At 59.1% G+C, this 21,140-nt stretch carries 21 protein-coding genes; 4 read left to right on the forward strand and 17 right to left on the reverse strand.

What is annotated here, in order from left to right:
- Positions 1–96: 96 nt before the first annotated feature.
- The 9 genes from ugpC to BSK43_RS12810 form a co-directional block, all read right to left on the reverse strand.
- On the reverse strand, positions 97–1,167 hold the full coding sequence (ugpC, locus tag BSK43_RS12770) for a sn-glycerol-3-phosphate ABC transporter ATP-binding protein UgpC (protein WP_077470560.1): 1,071 nt from the start codon (positions 1,165–1,167) through the stop codon (positions 97–99).
- A 67-nt stretch (positions 1,168–1,234) separates the two neighbouring features.
- Positions 1,235–2,533 carry a D-tagatose-bisphosphate aldolase, class II, non-catalytic subunit gene (locus tag BSK43_RS12775; RefSeq protein ID WP_077470561.1) on the reverse strand — a complete coding sequence of 433 codons (1,299 nt, stop codon included), beginning with the start codon at positions 2,531–2,533 and terminating at the stop codon, positions 1,235–1,237.
- Positions 2,530–3,483: an SIS domain-containing protein gene (locus BSK43_RS12780; protein WP_077470562.1), complete on the reverse strand. Its 954-nt coding sequence runs from the start codon at positions 3,481–3,483 to the stop codon at positions 2,530–2,532. The genes BSK43_RS12775 and BSK43_RS12780 overlap by 4 nt, the downstream gene beginning before the upstream one ends.
- Before the next feature lie 11 nt (positions 3,484–3,494).
- On the reverse strand, positions 3,495–4,352 hold the full coding sequence (locus BSK43_RS12785; RefSeq protein WP_068389306.1) for a carbohydrate ABC transporter permease: 858 nt from the start codon (positions 4,350–4,352) through the stop codon (positions 3,495–3,497).
- Positions 4,352–5,269, reverse strand: a complete 918-nt coding sequence (locus tag BSK43_RS12790) for a sugar ABC transporter permease (RefSeq protein ID WP_077470563.1) — start codon at positions 5,267–5,269, stop codon at positions 4,352–4,354. Before BSK43_RS12790 ends, BSK43_RS12785 begins: the two co-directional genes overlap by 1 nt.
- Positions 5,266–6,522 carry a sugar ABC transporter substrate-binding protein gene (locus tag BSK43_RS12795; protein WP_077470564.1) on the reverse strand — a complete coding sequence of 419 codons (1,257 nt, stop codon included), beginning with the start codon at positions 6,520–6,522 and terminating at the stop codon, positions 5,266–5,268. The genes BSK43_RS12790 and BSK43_RS12795 overlap by 4 nt, the downstream gene beginning before the upstream one ends.
- A 31-nt stretch (positions 6,523–6,553) precedes the next feature.
- Entirely contained in the window at positions 6,554–7,513 is a 960-nt protein-coding gene (locus tag BSK43_RS12800) for a BadF/BadG/BcrA/BcrD ATPase family protein (protein WP_077470565.1), read from the reverse strand.
- Positions 7,510–8,304, reverse strand: a complete 795-nt coding sequence (locus BSK43_RS12805; protein WP_068389317.1) for a DeoR/GlpR family DNA-binding transcription regulator — start codon at positions 8,302–8,304, stop codon at positions 7,510–7,512. Before BSK43_RS12805 ends, BSK43_RS12800 begins: the two co-directional genes overlap by 4 nt.
- A 201-nt stretch (positions 8,305–8,505) precedes the next feature.
- Complete coding sequence (locus BSK43_RS12810) at positions 8,506–9,822, reverse strand: alpha-glucosidase/alpha-galactosidase (RefSeq protein ID WP_077470566.1); 1,317 nt, start codon at positions 9,820–9,822, stop codon at positions 8,506–8,508.
- A gap of 100 nt (positions 9,823–9,922) precedes the next feature.
- On the opposite strand from BSK43_RS12810, the gene BSK43_RS12815 reads away from it, so the two are divergent.
- Entirely contained in the window at positions 9,923–10,789 is an 867-nt protein-coding gene (locus tag BSK43_RS12815; RefSeq protein WP_077470567.1) for a helix-turn-helix domain-containing protein, read from the forward strand.
- Between the two features lie 51 nt (positions 10,790–10,840).
- On the opposite strand, the gene BSK43_RS35660 is transcribed toward BSK43_RS12815, so the two are convergent.
- A complete protein-coding gene (locus BSK43_RS35660; RefSeq protein ID WP_246662557.1) occupies positions 10,841–11,104 on the reverse strand; it encodes a hypothetical protein in 264 nt (87 codons plus the stop codon).
- Here BSK43_RS35660 and BSK43_RS35665 point away from each other — a divergent pair.
- On the forward strand, positions 11,103–11,285 hold the full coding sequence (locus BSK43_RS35665; RefSeq protein ID WP_246662558.1) for a hypothetical protein: 183 nt from the start codon (positions 11,103–11,105) through the stop codon (positions 11,283–11,285). The two genes, BSK43_RS35660 and BSK43_RS35665, sit on opposite strands and share 2 nt — an antisense overlap.
- A gap of 51 nt (positions 11,286–11,336) precedes the next feature.
- Here BSK43_RS35665 and BSK43_RS12825 read toward each other — a convergent pair whose 3' ends face one another.
- From BSK43_RS12825 to BSK43_RS12850, 6 genes are all read right to left on the reverse strand, one after another.
- Positions 11,337–11,717: a pore-forming ESAT-6 family protein gene (locus BSK43_RS12825; protein WP_077470569.1), complete on the reverse strand. Its 381-nt coding sequence runs from the start codon at positions 11,715–11,717 to the stop codon at positions 11,337–11,339.
- Between the two features lie 365 nt (positions 11,718–12,082).
- The gene (locus BSK43_RS12830; RefSeq protein WP_077470570.1) at positions 12,083–12,931 is read right to left on the reverse strand and encodes a sugar phosphate isomerase/epimerase; all 849 of its coding nucleotides are present in this window, start codon (positions 12,929–12,931) and stop codon (positions 12,083–12,085) included.
- A gap of 5 nt (positions 12,932–12,936) precedes the next feature.
- On the reverse strand, positions 12,937–13,932 hold the full coding sequence (locus BSK43_RS12835) for an ABC transporter permease (protein WP_077470571.1): 996 nt from the start codon (positions 13,930–13,932) through the stop codon (positions 12,937–12,939).
- A complete protein-coding gene (locus BSK43_RS12840) occupies positions 13,932–14,930 on the reverse strand; it encodes an ABC transporter permease (RefSeq protein WP_077470572.1) in 999 nt (332 codons plus the stop codon). The genes BSK43_RS12835 and BSK43_RS12840 overlap by 1 nt, the downstream gene beginning before the upstream one ends.
- A complete protein-coding gene (locus BSK43_RS12845) occupies positions 14,923–16,437 on the reverse strand; it encodes a sugar ABC transporter ATP-binding protein (RefSeq protein WP_136686890.1) in 1,515 nt (504 codons plus the stop codon). The genes BSK43_RS12840 and BSK43_RS12845 overlap by 8 nt, the downstream gene beginning before the upstream one ends.
- A 90-nt stretch (positions 16,438–16,527) precedes the next feature.
- On the reverse strand, positions 16,528–17,517 hold the full coding sequence (locus tag BSK43_RS12850) for an autoinducer 2 ABC transporter substrate-binding protein (protein WP_077470573.1): 990 nt from the start codon (positions 17,515–17,517) through the stop codon (positions 16,528–16,530).
- A gap of 230 nt (positions 17,518–17,747) precedes the next feature.
- Here BSK43_RS12850 and BSK43_RS12855 point away from each other — a divergent pair, with 230 nt between their 5' ends.
- Together BSK43_RS12855 and BSK43_RS12860 are read left to right on the forward strand one after the other, a co-directional pair.
- On the forward strand, positions 17,748–18,806 hold the full coding sequence (locus tag BSK43_RS12855) for a LacI family DNA-binding transcriptional regulator (RefSeq protein WP_068389693.1): 1,059 nt from the start codon (positions 17,748–17,750) through the stop codon (positions 18,804–18,806).
- 254 nt (positions 18,807–19,060) lie between these two features.
- The gene (locus BSK43_RS12860) at positions 19,061–19,906 is read left to right on the forward strand and encodes a lysozyme inhibitor LprI family protein (RefSeq protein ID WP_169055390.1); all 846 of its coding nucleotides are present in this window, start codon (positions 19,061–19,063) and stop codon (positions 19,904–19,906) included.
- Between the two features lie 89 nt (positions 19,907–19,995).
- On the opposite strand, the gene BSK43_RS12865 is transcribed toward BSK43_RS12860, so the two are convergent.
- Positions 19,996–20,991 carry a LacI family DNA-binding transcriptional regulator gene (locus tag BSK43_RS12865; RefSeq protein ID WP_077470575.1) on the reverse strand — a complete coding sequence of 332 codons (996 nt, stop codon included), beginning with the start codon at positions 20,989–20,991 and terminating at the stop codon, positions 19,996–19,998.
- Positions 20,992–21,140 lie beyond the last annotated feature (149 nt).

The following is a 21,140-nucleotide window of genomic DNA, read 5'->3' on the forward strand; positions in this document are numbered from 1 at the left end:
AACGTGTGCGCATTACGGCAGGAGCCGGCGACTCTCCACAAGATAATGAGTTTGGCGGAACAAGGATCGCAATCGCCGCCTGAATCCGATCAGATGCTAGATCGACACGAGCCGCTTTTCCGTTTTCGCATCAAATAGATGCACCTTGCCGAGGTCTGGAGCGATGACGATACTATCGCCGGCGCGCAGATCCAGCCGCTCCCGCACAGTCGCAATGAGGTGGTCCGAGTCGAGCTTGGCCGTCACCTGGGTTTCAGCACCGGTGGGCTCGATGAGGACGACTTCCGCCGTAACAGGACCTTGCCCGATCGTCAGATGCTCCGGTCTGATTCCGTAAATGATTTCCGCTCCCGGCTCCAGCATTGCCCCATCGGGCAAGGGCAGCTGCCCTCCCCCGTCCGCAATGAAGGTGGGCGCGCCGGCGGTGCTGACTTTGCCACGAATGAGGTTCATTCCCGGCGAGCCGATGAAGCCGGCAACAAAGAGGTTTGCCGGGTGATCATAAAGATCCAGGGGTGAGCCGATCTGCTCCACATATCCATCGCGCATCACCACGATCCGGTCGGCCATGGTCATGGCTTCGATCTGATCATGCGTGACGTAGACGATCGTTGTCTTCAACCGCTGGTGCAACTGCTTGATCTCGGAGCGCATCTGAACGCGCAGTTTCGCATCCAGATTCGACAATGGTTCGTCAAACAGGAAGACTTGCGGCTGCCGCACGATTGCCCGGCCCATGGCCACGCGTTGGCGCTGGCCGCCGGAGAGGTTTCTCGGATATCTGTCGAGCAGGTGTTCAAGCCCGAGAATTTGGGCGGCCTCCAGCACTCGCTGCCTTGTCTGCTCTTTCGGTGCTTTCGCCAGCCTCAACGAAAAGCCCATATTCGCCTCGACGGTCAAATGCGGATAAAGCGCGTAGGACTGAAAGACCATGGCGATATCGCGCTCTTTAGGCGCGACATTGTTCACGACCTTGTTGCCGATCGAGATCCTGCCGTCTGAAATCTCCTCGAGCCCGGCGATCATCCGCAACAGGGTCGATTTTCCGCAGCCGGACGGACCGACGAGGATGACGAACTCGCCGTCCTGGATATCGATATTGACCCCGTGCAGAACTTCGAAGTGACCGTAGCTCTTGCGGGCATTCGCCACGTTTACTGACGCCATAACTCTCTCCGGCTGGAATTCTTAAGGTTCGGTCTGCGGCCGTTCGCTGAAGATGGCCGCGCTTCTGTTATCGGGCTGCCGTGGCAGCGGAATAAGGCGCCAGCACCGTATCGATCGCAGCAAGGCAGAGTCCTCTCGCCCGTGGGACGATCCGCTTCGACACGACATCGGGATAGAGCCTGGCCAGATACTGGCTGATCAGGGTCTCCGGGATATCGCCTTGGAGCCGATCGAACACTGCATCGACGGCAGCCGCCGCGCGCGCGTCTGGCCAGTAATAGCGAATGCGGTCGCTATAGCTGAAATGTCGCTGCAGCCGTTGTTCCTCGGGGCTGCCGCTGTAATGGCCGGCCCAATGTGTGGGTTGATCGAGCATGATTGCTTCCATGGTCGCGGCCAGGCCGGTGTGCGATGCCGCCCCGGCAAGCACATCCGCGATCGCATCGAGACCGTATAGAGCTTCCCGCAGGGCAAAGGTCAGGCCCGGTCCCACCTTCAGAATGGCAAAGCCACCATCGACAAGAGCGGACAAGGCTTCAGTTGGTTGGTAGTCGGTGGAATGCGCTTCAAAAAGCAGTCCCGGCATGTCGTCCAGAGCAGAAACGAGGTTGCCGGCTCGCTCGGGTCTATAAAGCGCGACATTCGCGTTGCCGAACTCCACGCCCGGCTGCACCACGATCCCGATGACGCGCTCCATTGCCGCTGCGACGCCTGCCGCGGCGAAAGAAGAACGATGAACCGCCAGCGTTTTCAAGGCTGCGTCAGCCCGTGTGATCTCGATCTCTTCGAGCGCATGCGTTGCTCCACCGGGCGGCGGCACTTCGGTTCCGATGATGTAAACAGGCGGACGGCGATTAGAGCGCTTCGCTGCATCTTCCGCGACTTTGGCAAGGCGCGCGGCCCGGGCCGCAGTCAACTCGTCAGCAAGCGCAACGGGCTCGCCGGCGCAGCCCATCGAGGTGTCGAGATGGAGCTTCTCGAATCCCGCCTCGACATAGGCTGCGACCATGGCCTCTGCCCGCGTCATCGCTTCTTCGGCGGGCAGTTTTCTCCACGGATTGGGACCGAGATGATCGCCCCCGAGAATGATGCGCTCGGCGGGATAGCCGACCTCTGCGGCGATCCCTTCGATGAACCGGCGAAAGTCCGCCGGCCTCATCCCGGTATAGCCGCCCTCCTGATTGACCTGATTGCAGGTGGCTTCGATGAGCACTGCCCGGCCTTCAGCAGTTGCGCGGCGAAGCGCCGCCTCGATGACGAGCGGGTGAGCCGAGCAAACGGAGGTGATGCCGCGCGGCAGGGGCAGATTGCTTGCTCCGAAGAGCTTTCGAAGCGCGATCTGGCGGTTCTCTTCGATCGACGTCATGCGAGTTTCACAACCTTGGTCAGGTGGCGCGGGGAAACGGTATCGATCTGATGGGCCTGGGCAACGCGTTCGCCAAGGATCTGCAACGCCGGGAGGACGACGAGACCGGCAAGCGAAAGATCGACATCCGTGGCGAGTTCGAGATCTCCCGGGCCACCAATTCCGATGACAACCGCGCCCTTTTCCCGCAACTCGTCCACCAGTTTGATCTCGGCCTCTTTCTGATCCGAGGTGTAGAGCACCACTGCGGCAGTCTTTCCGTCGACAAGGCTGATGGGCCCGTGGCGATATTCCAGCGGGTGGAAGGCCTGCGTCATCACCTGGCTCATTTCCATGAGCTTGAGCGCGCCTTCCAAGGCAATGCCGAATAGCGGGCCGCCGCCCAGAAATACGAAATGCGAGCGGCCGGCGATAATTTGGGGAAGTGCAGCATCGAGATCGTCGGCAAGCCGGCGGGCGGAGCTGATAGCCGATAGCGGGATTTCCTGCCCGATCATCTGCAAGCCGAGAAGCACCATAAGGCTCGCCGACACCGTCATGACGATGCCTTCTTCCGGGTGCGTCGCGGCGGCGATCATCCGATCGCAGTTTTTCGCGAGCGAGCTTTCCGGTTCGACGGTGATGGCCGTTACGAAGGCTCCGGCGGCGCGGCTTGCCTTGGCCGCGGCGACAGTCTCGGTCGTCTCACCGCTGCGCGAGAGCGCGACCACATGGGTCTTTCGCCATTCCGGCCAGAAGGCCGACGGCCGGTTCTGCCATTCCGCGCCAGGGACCGCGATTGCCTTGTATCCGGCCATGTTCGCATAGGCGGCCAGCGAGAGCGCAAGATTGAAAGATGTGCCGCAGCCGACAAAGACGAGCAGCTCGGTGCTATCGATGGCTGAATTCGAGCCAATGGCCTTTTCCCAATAGGGATATTGCTCGAAAATAACCTTTTCGGTCGTGTTCATGGGGTCTCCGATTATTTGACCGAACCAGCCAGCAGACCGCTGACGAGGTATCGGTTGAGGAAAATGACGACCAAGGCGGGAATGACGATTGCGATCGAGCCGCTTGCCGTGATCAGGCCATAGTCGATGAAATTCTTGGTGACGAATTCGGGGATCAGAACAGTCAGGGGTTTCGTCGCCTGCGGCGAGAAGATGAGCGGAACGAGATATTGTCCCCAGGCACCCAGGAAGGTCAGGATCGCGGCTGCCGTCAGCCCGGGTCCGGCGAGTGGCAGCACGATATTGAAGAAGATGTAGAGCTTGCCCGCGCCATCGAGCTGCGCAGCCTCCTCCAGAGCGATCGGAAGGGCTTCGAAGACGCTTCTAAGCAGCCACAGCGACAGCGGCAGATAGGCCGAAACATAGATCAGCGCGACGCCGACATAGGTATCGACCAGATGCAGCTTGATCATGATCTGGTAGAGCGGGATCAATACGGCATAGGCCGGGATCGCCAGCGTCGCCACGACGGCGATGAAGAGTGTCTTTCGGCCAGGAAATTGAAGCCGCGTAAATGCATAGGCACCGAGCGCGGAGACCGCGACACAAAGCAGCGTCGCCGCTACCGAGGTAACCACGCTGTTGATCAGGGCTGCCTGGAATTGCTTGAACACTTCCACGCCACCGATCCGGGCAATGTCGATGCCAAGCAGTCGGGAATAATGATCCAGCGTGAAGTGCTTCGGGAAGAAGTTGATCGGCCGCGTAGAGAAATCGTCGGTGGGTGTGACCGAGCTTGCGATGGTCCAGTAGATCGGCCCCAGGGACCAGATCAACAGGACGGCAACGCCGGTCCAAACCATGATTCTGTATGGAATGGTGGTCTTCATCAGTCGAACCGTGTGTTGCGATAAACGCGAAGGACGTAGACGAGCGAGATGAGCAGAGATACGAGCGTGATGACCACCGAGAGCGCCATGCCATAGGAAAAGCGCAGGTTCTGGAACGTCTCAAGGTAGATTTGCACCAGCACGGGCCGCGTCTCCAGGCTTGCACCCGCAAGGACCCAGGCTTCGTCGAAGAGATTGAAGGCATTCACGGTCGCATTCGTCATGGCGACGGCGATGGCGCTTCGAACGAGCGGAAGAGTGACCAATCCGAACATCTGAAAGCGCGTGGCTCCGTCGATGCGGGCGGCCTCGTAGAGATGCGCCGGAATGCTCTGCATCGCCGCCAGAACAATGACGATCGTCAACGGCATCATCCGCCAAACATGAACAACGGTGACGGCTATGATCGCGCTGGTTCGATCGTTGAACCAGACGTGGTTTTCGAAGGGCAGCCCGAGTGCCGAGAGAATGCCGTTCAACAGGCCGGCGCCTGGCTGATAGATCCAGAGCCAGATCACCGAATTGACGACGCCGGGAAGAGCCCAGGGCAGAATTACTGCCGCAAGCACCCATTGCCGCCCGATCTTGATCTGGTTGATGAGCGCAGCCGCAAGGACGCCGAAGATGGTTTCCGCGGCCACGGCCAGAACGACGTAGATGAGCGTGTTGACCCAGGTCGTCGCAAGCTGGCCGTCGGTCAGCATCCGGCCGTAGTTTTCCAGGCCGACAAATGGAGTGCCCGCCTGCATGGGATTGACCCTGTGCAAGCTGTCCCAAAGAGTTCGACCCATTGGATAGAAGACCAGGGCGGCCATGGTGATGACGATGGGCGACACCAGCAGCAGGCCGAGTATGGTGTCGGCGCTGACGCCGACCCCACGCTTGCTCGTAACACCTTCTGACGTAACGGCTGTCATTGCGACATTGCCTGCTTGGCAGCATCAGCGATAGCCTGCATCGCCTGGTCGACGGTCATCTGGCCCTTGGCGGCGCTGTTGATCGCCGTGTTCACGCCGCTGGAGAATTGCGGATACCAAGGCGGAGTGCCCTGCGGGAACAGCGGTTCGACCGTCTTGGACTGCGCGACGAGGGCATTGCCGCTGATCAGCTTTCCGGCCTGGTTCAGTTCGGATAGCGCCGAGGTGCGTGTCGGCAGGAAGCCGTTGGCGGCGTTCTTTTTCTGGAAATCCTTGCTTGTAAACCACTTCACGAAGGCGATCGCCGCCTCCTTGTTGGGGGAGACATTTGGAATGGCAAGGGCTTCCGGCAGGCCGAAACTGCGCGTGTCGCCGCTCGCCGTCGGTACAAGGATAGCTTCGACCTGGCCAGCGACCTTAGATTGCTTGGGGTCATTCATCTGGCTGAGGCGCCCCGGCTCGCCCGAGATCATGATACTGGCGATGCCCTGCGCAAACATGCTCTCATTGATCTGGCTGTCCTTCAGGCCGGTCGAGGCCGGATCGACGAGGCCTTCCTTGAGCAGCATCAGCTCGAAAGCGAGCGCCTTGTAACCCGCTGAATCCGGTGAGGTGAAAAGCGGATTGAAGTCCTTGTCGAAGAGCTCACCGCCGAAGGCCTTGGTCAGCAGGTACCAGCTCGTCGACGCACCTTCCGTGGCCGAAACCGGCAGGCCGATCGGATACTGGGTAATGCCCTTTTCCTTGATCTTCTTGGCGTCGGCGACCAGCGCATCCAGCGTCTTCGGCATCTCGGTGATGCCCGCATCCGCAAAATGCTTCTTGTTGACCAGCATGACGCGGAAGTCGTTGCTGTAGGGAACGCCGAGCAGCTTGCCGTCAACCGTGAAGATATTCGAAACGCCGATATCCTTGACGGTGTCCGCATCGATTACATCGTTTAGCGGCAGATACCAGCCGGCCGCGCTGAACTGGCCGGTCCACGACCAATCGAACTCGGTAACGTCGGCCGGTGCGGTTCCGGCTACGAGGGCGGTGATCAGCTTGGGGCGGATATCGTCCCAGGATAGCGTCTGCAGGTCGACATGGATGCCGGTTTCGGCTTCAAAATCGGCTGCGATATTCGCGCCTTGCGGCGATGGCATCAGCACGGTGATCGATTGGCCGGCCAGCGGCTTGGCGTTCTGAGCGAAAGCAGGCATGGCGATCGCCAGCGCCGCTGAAGCGAGTAGAGGCAAGATGAATTTATGCATGTTCCCATCCTTGATTGTTCTTGAGCTCAATTCACTTGGATGCGCGGTCACCGCCTTTGGCCGTGGCCGCGATTTGCCCGCACCAGCCCTCTTCCAGGGGCCAGTCGAGAAGTTGGGCGGCGGCCAGGAGCGCGCCACCAATAGGGGGAAGTTTCGGCTGAGCCGGCGGCCTGCCAATGCGGCGCTTAAGCGCGTTCAGGAGGGTGCGGCTTGAAAAAGTGCCGCCGGCATAGGTCCATTCGGCGCCCGGATCGCAATGTGCGGCAATAGCCAGATGATGCTTCGCGAGCTCTTCTGCTGCCTGTTCAAGCAGCCCCAGAGAGCCCTCGTCGCCACCTTGGGCAACCTCATCGACCAGCACTGCCAATGCCGCAATCTCCGCTCGTGGATTGGCAAGCCCGCTGACCCAATCGCCAAGCCCGTTCATCGGATCCGCCGCATCGATATGAAGCCGGGCGAACAAGGCTTTCACCAGCGCGGTCGCGGGAGCACGTCCGTCCAGGCTCTGACTGACGAGGTTGAGCGCCTTGCCCCCGATCCAGTGGCTGCTGCCTTCGTCCCCGATCACATCACCCCATCCGCCCGTGCGAGCAGAGGTGCCGGCGGCATTGCGTGCCCATGACATCGAACCCGTGCCGGATAGAATGAGAATGCCCGGTTGGCCGGCAAATGCACCGAGATGCGCCGCGTCAACGTCGTTGAGCACCTGACGGCGGATATGTGGAAATGCCCGTTCGATAGCATCGCGTTGAAGCGCCGATAGGCGCTCGACTTCGCCATAGGCAGGCAGGGCAGCGGCAACAGCCGCTAGTCGTGGTTCATCGCGAAAGGGCTGCAGATGCCGCTCCAGCTCTTGCAGCCAGTTCGGATTGTCCATCGGGTTGACGCCGCTGCCGCGGGATGTCCGCAAGATCCGGCCGGTTCGGTCTGCAAGGGCAACCAGCACCTTGCTTCCACCACCATCGATGCCAAGGATCAGCTCGTCGCTCACTCCTTTGCCCCCGCATCGGCGATTGTCGTATCGACGCCGAAGTTGACCAGTTCGTCGCGCCAGTGGCGCGTCAATCCGGAGTCGGTGATGACCTTTGCAGCATTCAACGGCGCGACCTTGTAGGTCGCCATGGTCCCGAACTTTGATGAATCAGCCAGAACGAAACGATTGGCCGATCGCGCCAGCATGCGCTGGTTGAGGCTCGCCTCCGCGCTATCCACGCTGTAGATCGCGCCATCGGTGCTGATTGCGCTTGCGCCGAGAAAAAGCTGATCGAACCAGATGGTCTCGAGCATCGCCTCGGCCAACGGCCCGACGAATGATGCATTCTCGCTGCGCAGCTGGCCGCCGAGCAGCACGACTTCGAGGTTCGGAATATTCAGGAATTCCTGCGCAACCGTCAGCCCGTTGGTGAAGATCCTGAGCGGCATGGGGTTGATGCGAATGAGGCGGGCAAGCTGCAGGACGGTTGTTCCCGCATCGAGAAAGATGGCCGTGCGCGGATGCAGCAGCTCATAGGCCGCGGTAGCGATCGCCCGCTTGGCCGACAAATGGCGCTTTTCCCGCTCCTGAAACGCAACTTCGACCGATGATCCTTCGGCAATCCGCGCGCCGCCGTGAACCCGGTCGATCGCGCCTTCCTGCTCCAGAATCTGCAGGTCTCTTCGAACTGTGGCAAGCGAAGCCCCGATCGCATCGGCGAGCGCCTGGATGGTCGAAAAGCCGTTCGCATAAAGATGGCTGCGAATGGCATCGAGACGATCGACCTTTACTCCAACTGCCTGGCTCAACGAAGAACTCCCACGGTCTTAGCCTTATTTTCAATCACATTTTCATCCAAAAAGATCATTGTCAATCAGATTTCTGATTTTTTATGATCTATTGACGATGCGTTAAAACAAAAACGCGCCGTCAAATCGACGGCGCGCTCTGTGACAGGATCGCACTTGATTATGCATTGCCTTGCCGCCCGTTCTCCAGGCGGCCCCGCGTCAATGATAGCTGGGCAGGAGGTCGCCATGTGCCTCGATCAGATCGTCCACGAGGTTCCAGATCTGGTCCGGAGATAGCTCCGCAGAGGTATGCGGATCGAGGAGTGCCGCCTGGTAGATGCGGTCTCGTTTTCCTGTCAAAGCTGCCTCGACCGTCAGCTGTTGGACGGAAACGCTCAAGTTCATGACGGCGGCGAGCTGCGAGGGGATGCGTCCGATCCGGATCGGCTGAATGCCGTTTCGATCGACATGGCAAGGCACTTCGACGATACATTCGTCCGGCAGATTCTCGATCAGCCCATTGTTCGGCACATTGCCATAGATCAAAGCCGGGTTGCCGGTGACTGCAGCATGGATGATGCCGGCGGCATATTCGTTGCTGCGGCAGACCTCGATCGGCTTGTCGCCTTCCAGCTCCTTCCGCAGAGCGTGCCATTCCTCGATCTGCACTTCGCAGCGGCGGATGTATTCGTCCAAAGGGATGTTGAACTGGTCGACAAGATCTCCGCGCCCCTCCTTGATGTACCAGGAGGTGTATTCGGAAAAATGCTCGCTGGATTCGGTCACAAAATGGCCAAGTCTTTTAAGCACATCGAACCGCACCCGATCATCCGGCGGAATGCGTCCTTCGGCGGCCAGCGCCTTGAGGCGCGGATAAAGGTCCTCCCGCCGCCCGTCGCCATGCACCTTCTCATATTTCAGGAAAAAGGCGACGTGGTTGATGCCGGCCGAAACATAGTTCACGTCGGCAATAGGCTCGCCGAGGCATTGAGCGAGGTGGGCGGCCGTGTGCTGCACGCTGTGGCAGAGACCGACCGTCCGGATCTCCGGGGCCAGTTCCTTGATGGCCCAGCAATTGATCGCCATCGGGTTGACGTATTGCATGAGGAGCGCCTGCGGGCAGACCTCCTGCATGTCGCGGCAGATCGCCTCCAGTATCGGGATGGTTCGCAGCCCGCGGAAAATACCGCCGATTCCAAGCGTGTCGGCGATCGTCTGCCGCAGGCCATATCTCTTCGGCACGTCAAAGTCGGTCACCGTCGCAGGCTTGTAGCCGCCGACCTGCATCATCAGGATCACGAAGTCGGAGCCGCGCAGCGCCTCGCGCCGGTCAAGCGTTGCTTCGACCCTGACATTTGCAAGCTGAAGCGACGCGCAAATCCGCCGGGCGACGATCTCCGACGTCTTCAGGCGCTCCGGATCGATATCGAACAGGCTGATGACATAATCACCGCCGTCCTGCGACGATAGGACGTCGCCCAGAATATTCTGCGCAAAAACGGTGCTGCCCGCACCCACGAGACAAATCTTCGGCATTGCAATCTCCCATCAGGTCATCCAATGCTAATGCGCCTTCCAAATCAGAGTTTCTTCCTGCTATTGGCCTATTAATTCCGGAATCCGAGTCTGAACCACAATGAGAAGCAATCACGAGCGCGGAGAATGGATCGGATCCAGAGGCCAGTTCCTGATCGAACGTCACACGGCGGATGCGATGGCGGCGGCGCATTGGCACGATCACGTCGAGGTCAATCTGCTCCTGGAGGGCGAGATGACCTATCTCTTCAACGGCAGGCAGGAACGGGTAGAGGCCGGGCGATTGGTCCTGTTCTGGGCCGCCATTCCGCATCAGACCATCGCGGTCACCGCGAACGCACCGCTTGTGTGCGCCTATCTTCCCCTCGTCGATTTCCTTGCCTTGCCGATCGATGGAGAGGCCCGGCAAGCGATCATGCAGGGTCGGTTTCTGCGTGAAGGAAATCGAGAGGCGCCAGACACAGTCATGATCCCCCGATGGGAAACGGAATGGCGCACGGGCAATGCTGTCAGGCAGAGACTGATCGTCGACGAAGTGAGGCTGCGAATGCGACGCCTTATCCTGGATAATTCAGAAAGCGCCGATTCCGCCATATCCATCTCGCCGGTCTCGTCGGGCGGGCAGACGGTTCGTTATGTGGAGACGCTTACCAATTTGATCAATTCTCAATATGCAAACCCGATAAGTGTAACGGATCTCGCAAAGCGTGCGGGTATACACGCAAGCACCGCCAACAAGGCGTTCCGAAGTGTTCTTGGCATATCGGTGAATGATTACCTTATGCGCTATCGGATCGCGAGGGCAATGCAGCGGCTGACGGATACCAACGATCCGGTGCTGCAGATCGGCTTTGACTGCGGCTTCGGCTCCAGCAGCCGCTTCTACGAAATCTTCAAGGAACGAACGGGGATGACGCCTCGTCATTTTCGAGAGTCGATCGGTTCGGTCAGACCTACCTCACTTTGAGAAAGTTCGAGCGTCGGGCAACCAATTTTCGGCAAGCGCGGCAGCTCAATTTTAAACACCTAGCTTGATATCGCTACGCTCTATATTCCACTTGGCATTGCACGCCCTTATTTTGCCCTCGCATTGCGTCAGGCACAATGGCTGCGTATGCAGCGATTCGATCCTGAAAGTGAAAGGCAAAGAAATGTTCGTAAAATTGGCGGCCGCCGCGCTGGTCTTGTTGGCCACGACTGCACAATCTTTCGCTTCGAGCGATGATGCCTGGAATGCGCTTTTCGCGAAGGTGAATGGGACGTGTATCGGCATGTCACGCATGAACACGCCTGAAGTTTCCGCCCCGATCGTCTTCGATGACGCAACCGGCAAGGTTGCGCTCCTGCTGCGCGGGTCGCTCGGAAAGGCCAAGGGGCGCGCCCAGACCGTGAACCTCATGTGCCTATACGACAAAAAAACCGGCAAGGCTTCGATTGCCGAATACCATTGGCTCGGGAAATGATTTGAAAAGGCTGAGGGAATGTGGCGGCTTTCGCCGCCACGACCAGCTTGGTTACTTCGGGAGCTGCGCCCCGGCCTGCACCACCGCATTTGCAATGGTTTCGCAGAACTGCTTCTCGGTGACGTTCTGCGCCTTTGCAGAGGCTGCAAGATTCTGAGTGATGCCCATCGCGGAAATCGTGCCTTTCTGGCCCTCTTCTTCCGCGGCATCTCCCTTTGCCTTGTCTGACGGCGGCGGGATGAGGGTCAGCATTTTCTGCTGCACATCAACGGCTGCGCCGTCTATGTGGCCCGAGGTCTGGCAATATTTCAGGATGCCAAGCTGATTGCGCGCCGAATTGTAAGCCATTTCCATCTGATCGGTTGTTGCCTGCGCAAAGGCCGGTGCGGCGAATGCCAAAGCTACGATGCTTGTTAGGATAGTTTTCCTCATATGAAACTCCCGATTGTTTCCACATGTTGCGATGTATCCTCAATCGGGCACAAGGCAATACTCAGAAACATTTCGATGGTCGTCTTTCAAGAAAACCATATGTCGATTGCGGTTAATCCACCTCGTCTTCTAAGTTGAGCGGCGTAGAGGTCAGGGCGACGCGGATCTGCGATATATCCAGATCGTTTACGAGGAGGACATCCGTGGAATGTGGCGTCCGTCCAGCGGTGGAAAATCGTGGTTGGCGCAGATCATCTGAAGGCTCTCTCGCCCTGCGCCATCACGGTTAAGAGAAGTGAAATGCAGTTGGGCTGGATAGTCCTCCAGCCCAATGCAATCAAACGAGATCGATGCAGTCGATGACCCTATATCAGGCCATACTGCTGAGCCTTGTTGCGCAGGAACGGCAGGCCGTTGCCCATGACCTCTTCTTCATCCTTGGCGACCGGCCGCCAGACCGACAATCCGTAGGCCAGTTCCGGCGGCATGTTGATGAAGCTTTCCATCGCAAGCCCGCCCTTGAAGCCGATCGCCGCAAGGGTCGCGAAGATTTCATCCCAGTCACAGGTGCCGTAACCAGGCGTGCCGCGATCGCTCTCCGACAGGTGGATGTATTTGAGGTGGTCGCGCGCCGCCAGGATGCCATTGGCGGCGCCCTTCTCCTCAATGTTCATGTGATAGGTATCGAGGTGAACGAAGACATTGTCGGCGCCGACGCGCTCGATCATCTCGACCGCCTGCCAGCCGGTGTTGATCAGATGATTTTCGTAGCGGTTAACCGCCTCGACCCCAAGCTCGATGCCAAGACCCTTGGCATGCTTGGCGGCGGCCGTCAGAACCCGGGCGACATTGTCATATTCCTTTTGCGTCGGAGGAACGCCGGTGCGCTCGCCGATGCCGCCATAGATGACGCCGGAGAGCGCCTCGCCGCCAAGCTCGGCGGTCTTGTCGATTGCGACGGTCAGATGCTCGATAGCAGCCTCCGGGCGAACCGATGCCCAGGCGGGCTCGGGAAGGCCCAGGGAGCACACAGCCCGCAGCCCGTGTTTTTCAAGCAATGCCTTTGTGTGAGCCGTGTCGACAGCCGGAGGATTGAGCATCGGGATTTCGATGAAGTCGACCTTGTATTTGACAGCGGCGGCCACGGCCCGCTCCGCGCCCGACCGATCCCAATTCATCGTCCACATGCTGGTGTGAACACCAAAGCCTTCCATAGCTTTCATCCTTTTCTATTGGTGGGGAATTTGTAATGCGATGCGACCCAGCGCAGGATCATCACGCCGACGAGGAGCAGGCCCCAAACTGCCGTTGCAAGGTGCTGATTGGCACCCATAAGGTTCAAGCCCGATGACAGGAGCTGCAGGACGACGAGCGCCACGAACACCGGTATGACACGCCCAAAGCCGCCGAATGGATTGATGCCGCCGAGGAAGCAGGCAAGCACTGTTATCAGCAGATAGGATTCGCCATGACCGACGCGCACGGAGTTGAAACGGGCCAGCATGATGATGCCTGCCACCGCGCACATGGCGCCCGAAAGGGCGTAGACGAGCACGACGACCCTCCGCGTATTGACGCCGGAATAGCGGGCGGCTTCGATATTCGAGCCGATCATATAGGTGTTGAAGCCAAGCTTCGTGCGCGTCAGCAGCAGATGCCACACCACCACGCAGACAATGAAAACGATAAGCGGCACGGGTATGCCGAGCAGCGTTCCTTGGCCGAGAGGCTGGATGAAGGCCGGAAAGCCCGAGACGTCGCCGCCGCGCGTCAGGAATTCGCCAAGACCGCGCAGGAAGATCATCATCGACAGGGAGACGAGGATCGGGTGGGCGCGGGTATAGGCGACAACGAAGCCCATCACCACGCCGCTGGCCGTTCCCACCGCAACCGCCAGGAGGCAACCGAGCGCGAAGGCAAGCGGGCCGGCATCGGCTCCGCCGTTTGCCTGCAAGACCCAGGCGACGGTCAGGCCGGCGATGTTGGCCGTAAAGGTGATGGCGAGATTGAGCCCGCCTGTCAGGATGGGCAGCAGCATGGCAAGCGTCAGCAGACCAAGCTCCGGTAGCTGGAAGGCAACAGAACCGAAGGTCGCAGCACTCAGGAATTGCGGCGACGCGATCCCGAAGAACACCATGACCGCAAGGAAAGCGAGCGACGGACCGGCCATTTCGGCGCCAAAGCGCTTCTGGAAACTCTGCATGAATGCGGTCATCACGCGTCTCCTCCTTTGCGCATGAACGGCATGAGGCGCTCGATCCGTGTATTCGACAGCGTGATGGCAACCAGAATGATGGCGCCGATGATCATTTTGAAGGCGAAGGGAGAGACACCCATCAGGTTCAGCCCGTTTTGCGTGATGGAAATCAGGAGCACGCCGAGAACACAGCCGAACACCGATCCCCTGCCGCCGCCGAGGCGTGCGCCGCCAAGGACGACCGCAGCAAGAACATCGAGCTCGCGGCCATAGAGCGCGTTCGGAACGACCTCCTGTGCATAGTGAGCCTGCACGAGGCCGCCGATCCCGGCCATCAATCCCAGCCATCCGAAGGCGATGAACTGCATGGCGCCGATATTGATGCCGAAACGACGTGCGCCTTCCGGATTGTCGCCAAAGGCATAGAGTTGCCGACCGATTGTGGTGCGGGTGATGAGTATCCAGGTGGCGACGACGCAGGCCACCATGACGAGGACCGGAAGTGTGATTTCGATCCAGCTGCCGTCAGGCATTTCATGCTCGAACAGGACCACCTTGGTCGTCAACCAATCCGGCAGATCATAGATCGAAACGCCCTTGGTGAAGAACATCAGGAGCCCGAAGTAGATGTTGAACGTCGAGATCGTCGCGACGATGGAAATGATGCGAAAGCGGTGAATGAGAAAGGCGTTGATCGCTCCGAGCAGGATGCCGATCGACGCTGCGATCAGCAGGCCCGAAACCCAACCTCCCCCGCCGATCCAGCCGAGCGCGATCACGGTCAGATATTGGACGACGGAGGCGGCGACTGCAAAGGAGATATCGATCCCGCCGGCAATCAGGACCACGAGGAGGCCGACCGCGAAGATGATGTTGACCGCACTGGTGTTCAGCAGGTCGAAGCTGTTGCCGAGCGAGAAGAAAGTGTCGGTTGCGAAGGACAGGAACACGCAGATGACGATTGTCACCGCCAGCAGGGAGCTTTCCGTCGCGTGGGTGCTGATGAAATTACGCATAGACGGCAGCCTCGATATCGTGAAGGGAGCATTGCCGTGGATCGAAGGAGCCGACGATCCGGCCCTGTGCCATGTGCAGAACGCGATCCGCATTGAAGTAGACTTCCGGCACCTCGTCGGAAATCAGGATGATCGCGAGACCGCTCTTGGCAAGTTCGGCGACGATGTCGAAGATGCCTGCGCGTGCCCCGACGTCGACGCCGACCGTGGGCGCATCGAGGATCAGCAGCTTCGGATCGGTCGCCAGCCATTTGGCGATGGCAACACGTTGTTGATTGCCGCCTGACAATGTCGAGATCGCATCCTGCTGCCGGCCGATCTTGACCCCGAGTTCTTGGATCCAGTGGCTGACGAGGCTCTCCTTCTTTGCATCGGATAGAAAGCCGCCGGCAAGAATTTTGCGTAAGGACGAAATCACCAGATTATCGGCGATCGATTGCGGCTGGATGAGCCCAAGCGACAGGCGGTCCTCCGAGAGATAGGCAATGCCGGCCTTTATCGCGTCGCGATTGGACGAAAATTCTACAGGCTTGCCATCCAGCGTGATCGTTCCGGAATCGGGTTTCGCCATGCCGAATAGCGCCAGAGCGAATTCCGTTCGCCCGGCCCCGAGCAGGCCGGTGATGCCGAGTGTCTCGCCGCGCCGCACCGTCAGGGAAATATCGTCGAACTGGCCGCGCCGGCTGAGCGCCTTGACATCGAGGACAACGGGCTGCTGATCCTTTGGTGTGGCGCGCACCTGATTGTCGAACGTCTTGCCTGTCATCAATTCGGTAATGCGCGACTGTGTCATGCCCGCGGTCGGATAGACGCCGACCAGAGCGCCGTCCCGAAGCACCGTCAGCCTGCTCGATATATCCAATACTTCCGCAAGCCGATGGCTGACGAAGACGACGGCCACGCCGGAGGCGGAAAGATTGCGCACGATCTGAAGAAGATGGTCGGTTTCCGATTGCGTGAGCGATGCCGTCGGCTCGTCCATGAAGACGATCTTCGCTTCGCCAACCAGAGCACGGGCGATAGCGACGATCTGCCGTTGAGCGATCGCAAACTCCTTGAGGGGCAGATTGACATCAAGCGTGACACCCAGCCGGTTGAGCGCATTGACCGCCAGCCGTCGCATCTGACGGTAATCGACGAGGCGCGGCCAGCGGCCAAGCACGGTCTGAAACGCGATATTTTCCGCAACGCTCATCTCGGGAAACAAGGCAAGATCCTGCCAGATCACCTGAATTCCCTTGGCCTGCGCGGTAACCGGCGACATGTGGCCATAGACCTGACCGTCATATTCGATGACGGCGCCTGGCGCTGGCTGATAGACACCCGTGATGATCTTGATCAGAGTGCTCTTGCCGGAGCCATTTTCACCGGCAAGGCAATGAACCTCGCCCGGGCGAACCTCGAAGGCCACGTTCTTCAGAGCCTTGACGCCACCGAAGGTGATATTGATGTCGCGCAGCGAGAGCAGCGGCTTGCCGCTCGCAATCGCGCTATCGATCTGAGACATCCAGATAATCCGTTCGATGCAAATTTGATTGGTGAACTGGCCGGGCCAGCCGAAGCCAGCCCAGCCTGCCGGGAGGAAATCGTCCCGGAATTAAAGGCCCATTGCGGCCAGGTCGCCCACGGTCTCTTTGTTGATCTGAACCAGCTGATCGACAATGATATTGTGGTTCTTGAAGTCGGGGTGGATTACGCCGAGACCCTCGATGGTTTCGCCATCCTTGATCTCCTCACCCTTCATCAGTTTCTGCGCGAGCGTCACGAAGACTTCACCGGCCTGCTTGGGATTCCACATGAACCCGCCCGATATCGCATCGGACTTCAGCAGCTTCTGGCCCTGGCCTGGAGAGAAAGGCCCAAGCACGAAGATCTTGCCGATCTTGCGGCGCTCCTCAACGGCACGGCCGGCGCCGATCGGTCCCTGGCTGCCGAAGGCAAGGAAGCCCTTGATATCGGGATGCGCGGAAATCAGGTCGAGCGCGGTGCTGCGGCTCTTATCGACATCCTCGGCAACGCCATAGCGGTCGCCGACGAGCTTCATGTCGGGATAGTTCTTCTTCAGGTAAGCGATGGCAGCATCGGCCCAGGCATTGTGGAGCGGTACCGTCAGCGAACCGACGAACACGGCATATTCGCCCTTGCCGCCCATCTTCTCGGCCAGCAGCTTGCCATAGGCTTCACCGAAGCCAGTCGAGGAGGCCAGCTCGAAATCCCAGTCGGCACCCTTCTGGCTCGGCGATTCATGGGTGATGACAATGATACCCTTTTCTCTCGCCTTGCTCAGAACCGGTTCGAGCACCTTGGCATCATTCGGGACGACGCCGATCACCTTGACGCCTTGCGCGATGAGGTCCTCGATCGCGCGCACCTGAAGCGCCGGGTCGGCACTTGTCGGGCCGATCATCGATGCATCGACACCGAGTTTCTTGCCCTGCTCCTTGATGCCGGCTTCCATGGCGTTGAACCACGGGATGCCGCCGATCTTGACGACGACGCCAACTTTTCCGGTGTCGGCGGCATAGGCCGACATGGCGGTGGCAAGCGAAAGCGTTGCTGCAAGCGCAGCCAAAGCGAATATCTTCATGATTTCTCCTCCACTGTTGTTGACCAGGAAAATCAACCTCGTCAGGCGCCCTCCTCCAGGGCGTGAAATGGCCTGCGACGCTCGCTCCCGGCGATCACCTTTATTGAACAACCCATCACATGCACAATCGATATTTCTTGTGTGCACAATCGATGGTGCAGAAAACATCGATCATAATTGCCTTTCCGTCAAGGGGGTTTGAAGGCTAAGAAGAATTCAAGGAGATGCGCATGAAGAAAGACAGCAGGAAAAAGGCGACGATCTACGACCTTTCGGTCCTATCGGGCAGCTCAGCGTCCACCGTGAGTGCGGTTTTGAACGGCACCTGGCGCAAGCGCCGGATCAAGGAAAGCACCGCGGATCTGATACGCAATCTGGCGGAAGAGCAGCAATATACGACGAACCAGCAAGCAAGAGGTCTTCGCAGCTCCCGCTCCGGCCTTATCGGGCTGATGCTGCCGGTCCATGACAACCGATATTTTTCTTCGATGGCGCAGACATTCGAGGCGCATGTACGCAAGAGAGGGCAGTGCCCGATCGTCGTAAGCTCAAGCCGTGATCCGGAAGAGGAGCGACAGACCGCCGAAACCCTTGTTTCCTACTCGATTGACGAGCTTTTCATCTGCGGAGCGACCGATCCGGACAGCGTGCATGAAATATGCGAAGCGGCCGGATTGAAGCACATAAACATCGACTTGCCCGGCACCAAGGTGCATTCGGTCGTCAGTGATAACTACGAAGGTAGCCGCATCCTTACGGAAGCGATTATTCGGCAATTTCCCGCCGACAACCCCTTGAGCTCGGATGAGCTGTTTCTGTTTGGCGGCCGAAACGACGAGGCTAGCCGCGAGCGCATCCGCGGCTTCAGAGACGTCAAGCGTGAGCTGCTTGGAAGCGATTTCGAAGCGTCAATTCAGCCGACGAACTACTCGCCAAACACGGCGCGCGTCGCATTCGAGAAATTCTTCAATGAGCGGCAACGCCTGCCCCGCGCATTGTTTGTCAATTCGTCCATCAATTTCGAGGGACTTTTGCGATTCATGTCAAACCATCCGCGCGAGCTTTTCGCCGATCTGGTCGTCGGCTGCTTTGACTATGATCCGTTCGCGTCTTTTCTGCCCTTCCCGGTGCTGATGATACGGCAGGACGTCGAAGGCATGATCACCAAGGCGTTTGAACTCATCAAGGAGCCATTGTCGACACCGAAGGTCTATTTTCTTCGTCCGGAACTTGTTGCCCCCCGCACCGCGCTGTCCGGACCGTTGGATGGCCTGAAAGACATCGTTTGAAAGCGGCGACCATTTCCCAGCGATCGATCCAGGCGTGAATGCAGCAGCGTGACGAAGTGCAGGCCCGTCACATTGCCTGACGGTGTTCGAACCTCCATGAAATCATCCATAACAAATGCGCGCTCGTTCCAAGTTCGGAAAGCGTCTACAACCGGCTCATTCGAAAGCTAGGACGCATGCGCGCGATCGAGTCCTCAGCCTCACGGTCGGGCATGATTCGTGTCGACTGCAGAAATCACGGAGCAGATAGTTTCATGTTCGCCAATCGATCCAAAGCCAAGCTTAACCGTGTGATGATGGTGCTGCTAACACTCCTCGCGATAGGTGCCACGACGCCGGCCTGGGCCATCGATTGCAGCAAGGCAACGGATCCCATCGATGTCAGGATATGCGGCAATGCAACCCTCAAGGCGGCCGACGCAGCTATGGGGCAGGCCTATAATGCGCTTCTGAAGACAGCGCCGGATGCGGATGTCCGGGCAATGCTCATCAGTAGTCAGCGCCGATGGATCGCAGCGCGCAACGCTACTTTGGGTGAAGATTCGCAAGGCAAGCCATTGCCGGTCAGCGAGCTGCGAAAGGCGATTGCCGATCGGACCAGCCGCCTCAACGATCGTTCGGACAAGGGGTTTGTGGCAGAGGCCGCAGCGCAGCGTCGCTTCCTGGCAAAATACAGCGGCGGCACTTTTTCCGGATTTGACGCCGGCTGCGAATTTATTCCGAACGACAAGAGCATGACGAGTTTCTCCTATCAGTGCTACGGCGCCATGCATGTTCAAAACAGGGACCGGCTCTGCAGTGCACAGACGGAATGGGCCACGTGGTCCCTCTACGAATATTATGGGGTCAGCACCGTCCAGGGCGATACCGCGAAGCTTTCGGCCGTGTGCAGCGATCAGTCCGGCGATATCTGCGCTGCGGGCAACGACAAAGGCGAAGATTCGAGCTGGAAGCTCAATCCTGACAAGGATGAGCACTTCTCATCGGCAAATCCGAATCTCCCCAAGCTTGACGTCGAAGGCCTCTGGCCTCTCGAGGAGGCCGATGCCACCTGGTTCGACCAGTGCCTGACCAGCCCAACCTATCCGCCGGCACAATAGCAGGGTGTTCGCCGCCGGCGCGGGTGGCCACGATCATCCGCACCAGACAGGCGCACGATCTCTCGCATGCATCGCCAGGCACGGGGGCTCTAGCCAAGCGCGGAGGTTGTCGTGCCCCTGATCACCAGATGGGTCTCCAGCACATAACGGACGTCGCGGATGCTGCGGTTGTCCAGCATTTCCAGCAGCAACGAGACGGCCAGCTTGCCGGCTTCGTTAGAGCGATTGGACACGGAGGTAAGCCCCGGATAGGTGACGGCGCCGAGCACGTCGTCACAGCCGATCAGGCTGAAAGACACGGGCACAGAGACATTCTGTTCCGACAGTCCGGCCAGAACGCCCTGTGCCGTCAGGTCGTCGAAGGCGATTGCAGCGGTCGCGCCGGATGCAAGGATCGCACCGACGGCATTACGGCCGGAATTATAGCTCGCCAGCACGGCCGGCACGATCTCGATTTCCATGTTGAATTTTGACGCGGCGGTGCGGATCGCCGTGCGTCGCTGCTTGTTCGACCAGGAGTTCGACGGGCCGCTCACGTAAACGATCCTGCGGTGGCCGAGTTTTGCGAGGTGCTCCACGGCTTGGCGGACGCCGGAGCCGCTGTCGATCAGCACGCGCGGTATGCCCTCGATATCGCGATTGATGAGTACCAGGGGCAGCTGGGCCGCGTGCGCGCGAATGCGCTCGTCGGTGAGGCGCGAGGAGGCGAGCACGAGACCCTCCACCTGACCGGCAAAACGCCCGACCAGCTTGTCTTCCTGCTTGGGATTTTCCTCCGTATTGCCGAGGAAGATGCAGAAGTCAGAGCGATCGGCTTCGAGTTGAGCCGCCTGTATCAGTGGTGGGAAGAAAGGGTTGGCGATGTCAGGCACGATGAGCCCGATATTGCCGTGCCGCCCAGTGCTGAGCGCGCGGGCGGTATGGTTCGGCACATAACCGAGTGCTTCCGCCGCCTTCATGATCCGCTCCACCGTTTCCGGCGAGAGCATGTCCGGTCGGGTAAAGGCGCGTGACACGCTGGAACGCGCCACGCCGGCCGCATCCGCGACTTGGCTAATCGTGACGCCCTTGGTCCGCTTGATCATTGTGTCTTGAAACTCGCCCGTTCTGGACCCGCTTACCATAAAGTTCACAGCCTCATCAATCGACGCAGACAGACTGCCATTCATCCACTTGACATGCAACCGGTTGCATGAAAGTCTCTAGCCAACAAGAACACGGGGAACTGCAACGG

The sequence above is a fragment of the Rhizobium sp. P44RR-XXIV genome (assembly GCF_001999485.2).
GTDB lineage: Bacteria > Pseudomonadota > Alphaproteobacteria > Rhizobiales > Rhizobiaceae > Rhizobium.

Excerpts from the sequence above, each read along its gene's own strand:
- ugpC (WP_077470560.1), bottom strand. The coding sequence starts at position 1,167 with ATGGCGTCAGTAAACGTGGCGAATGCCCGCAAGAGCTACGGTCACTTC.
- BSK43_RS12775 (WP_077470561.1), bottom strand. The coding sequence starts at position 2,533 with ATGACGTCGATCGAAGAGAACCGCCAGATCGCGCTTCGAAAGCTCTTC.
- BSK43_RS12780 (WP_077470562.1), bottom strand. The coding sequence starts at position 3,483 with ATGAACACGACCGAAAAGGTTATTTTCGAGCAATATCCCTATTGGGAA.
- BSK43_RS12785 (WP_068389306.1), bottom strand. The coding sequence starts at position 4,352 with ATGAAGACCACCATTCCATACAGAATCATGGTTTGGACCGGCGTTGCC.
- BSK43_RS12790 (WP_077470563.1), bottom strand. The coding sequence starts at position 5,269 with ATGACAGCCGTTACGTCAGAAGGTGTTACGAGCAAGCGTGGGGTCGGC.
- BSK43_RS12795 (WP_077470564.1), bottom strand. The coding sequence starts at position 6,522 with ATGCATAAATTCATCTTGCCTCTACTCGCTTCAGCGGCGCTGGCGATC.
- BSK43_RS12810 (WP_077470566.1), bottom strand. The coding sequence starts at position 9,822 with ATGCCGAAGATTTGTCTCGTGGGTGCGGGCAGCACCGTTTTTGCGCAG.
- BSK43_RS12815 (WP_077470567.1), top strand. The coding sequence starts at position 9,923 with ATGAGAAGCAATCACGAGCGCGGAGAATGGATCGGATCCAGAGGCCAG.
- BSK43_RS35665 (WP_246662558.1), top strand. The coding sequence starts at position 11,103 with ATGAACACGCCTGAAGTTTCCGCCCCGATCGTCTTCGATGACGCAACC.
- BSK43_RS35660 (WP_246662557.1), bottom strand. The coding sequence starts at position 11,104 with ATGCGTGACATGCCGATACACGTCCCATTCACCTTCGCGAAAAGCGCA.
- BSK43_RS12825 (WP_077470569.1), bottom strand. The coding sequence starts at position 11,717 with ATGAGGAAAACTATCCTAACAAGCATCGTAGCTTTGGCATTCGCCGCA.
- BSK43_RS12830 (WP_077470570.1), bottom strand. The coding sequence starts at position 12,931 with ATGGAAGGCTTTGGTGTTCACACCAGCATGTGGACGATGAATTGGGAT.
- BSK43_RS12835 (WP_077470571.1), bottom strand. The coding sequence starts at position 13,932 with ATGACCGCATTCATGCAGAGTTTCCAGAAGCGCTTTGGCGCCGAAATG.
- BSK43_RS12840 (WP_077470572.1), bottom strand. The coding sequence starts at position 14,930 with ATGCGTAATTTCATCAGCACCCACGCGACGGAAAGCTCCCTGCTGGCG.
- BSK43_RS12845 (WP_136686890.1), bottom strand. The coding sequence starts at position 16,437 with ATGTCTCAGATCGATAGCGCGATTGCGAGCGGCAAGCCGCTGCTCTCG.
- BSK43_RS12850 (WP_077470573.1), bottom strand. The coding sequence starts at position 17,517 with ATGAAGATATTCGCTTTGGCTGCGCTTGCAGCAACGCTTTCGCTTGCC.
- BSK43_RS12855 (WP_068389693.1), top strand. The coding sequence starts at position 17,748 with ATGAAGAAAGACAGCAGGAAAAAGGCGACGATCTACGACCTTTCGGTC.
- BSK43_RS12860 (WP_169055390.1), top strand. The coding sequence starts at position 19,061 with ATGTTCGCCAATCGATCCAAAGCCAAGCTTAACCGTGTGATGATGGTG.
- BSK43_RS12865 (WP_077470575.1), bottom strand. The coding sequence starts at position 20,991 with ATGATCAAGCGGACCAAGGGCGTCACGATTAGCCAAGTCGCGGATGCG.